Origin of the sequence: Rhodanobacter sp. PCA2, from assembly GCF_013620825.1 — a bacterium.
In the GTDB taxonomy this organism is placed as follows: Bacteria; Pseudomonadota; Gammaproteobacteria; order Xanthomonadales; family Rhodanobacteraceae; genus Rhodanobacter_A.
Window position 1 is genome coordinate 1 of record NZ_NJIC01000059.1, and the last position, 1,089, is coordinate 1,089.

The 1,089-nt window shown below is 71.8% G+C and carries 1 pseudogene; it reads right to left on the bottom strand.

Annotated features, from left to right (window positions below):
- Positions 1–1,089 (bottom strand): annotated as a pseudogene (locus tag PCA_RS17305) (cell surface protein); the annotation flags it as partial.

Sequence of the window (1,089 nt, forward strand, 5' to 3'; positions counted from 1 at the left end):
GGCGCCGACGGAGACGGTGTTGGCGCGGTCGGCAAGGGAGTTGGCGCCCAGCGAGACGCTGTTCACGGCGTCCTTGGCGACCCAGGCATTGGAGCCGAGCACGGTGGCGTTCACCGCCTGGGCGTAGCTGTTGTAGCCGAGCACGCTGGCGCCGTCCTCGGTGGCCCAGGCCTCGGTGCCTACGGCCGTGGTGTTGTTGCCCTTGGTGACGCTCTTGCCATCCTTGCCGGCCAGTGCCCGCACGCCCAGTGCGGTGCCGGACGCGCCGGATGCGTGGCTGCCGGAACCGATGGCCGTGGTGTATGCGCCAGTGGCCGCGGCGCCGCCGCCGAAGAAGTCGGCGATGCTGCCAATGGCCGTGGCGGCCTGGCCGGACGCCACGCTCTCGGCGCCGACGGCGGTCGCATAGGCGTAGTTGGCCTTGGCCGCCGAACCCAGTGCCGTGCTTTCCCACCCCCCGGCGCTGGCCCCGCCGCCGAATGCGGAGGACTGCGTGCCGGCCGCGCTTGCGAACACGCCCGTGGCGACGCCATAGATTCCGGTCGCACGGGCGTTGGCGCCCACGGCCGTGCCGAAGGCCGCCTCCACCGAGCTGTTGTAGCCGATCGACGTGGCGATCGCCCCGTTGGCCTTGGCGTTGTAACCGAACGCCGCGCTGCTGCCATTGGCCTGGCTGTAGCCGCCCACGGCGATATCCCTGGCGCTGCCGGCACGATCTCCTGCGCTGGCGCCGTTGCCGATCGCGATGCCGGAATCGCCGGCTGCCATCGCGCCATAGCCGTTCGCCACGGTGAAATCGCCCAGTGCGACCGCCCCGCTGCCGATGGCGGTAGCGCCGGTGCTCATGGCGAAACTGCCTGAGCCGACGGCGGTGGCGTAATCGCCCAGCGCCTGGGCGTCGTCGCTGCCGTCGCCGTTGCCGTTGGCGGCGAGATAGTGGCTGGCGGTGCCGGCCATGGCGTTGAGCTGGTCGACGTTCACCGCGTCGGTGCCCTCGGTGCCGGCGGCGACGTTGGCGATCTGGCGGGTGTTGGCGGCGTGGACCACGCCGGCGGTATCGGTCCAGTCGTGCGAGGCGCCGACGGAGAC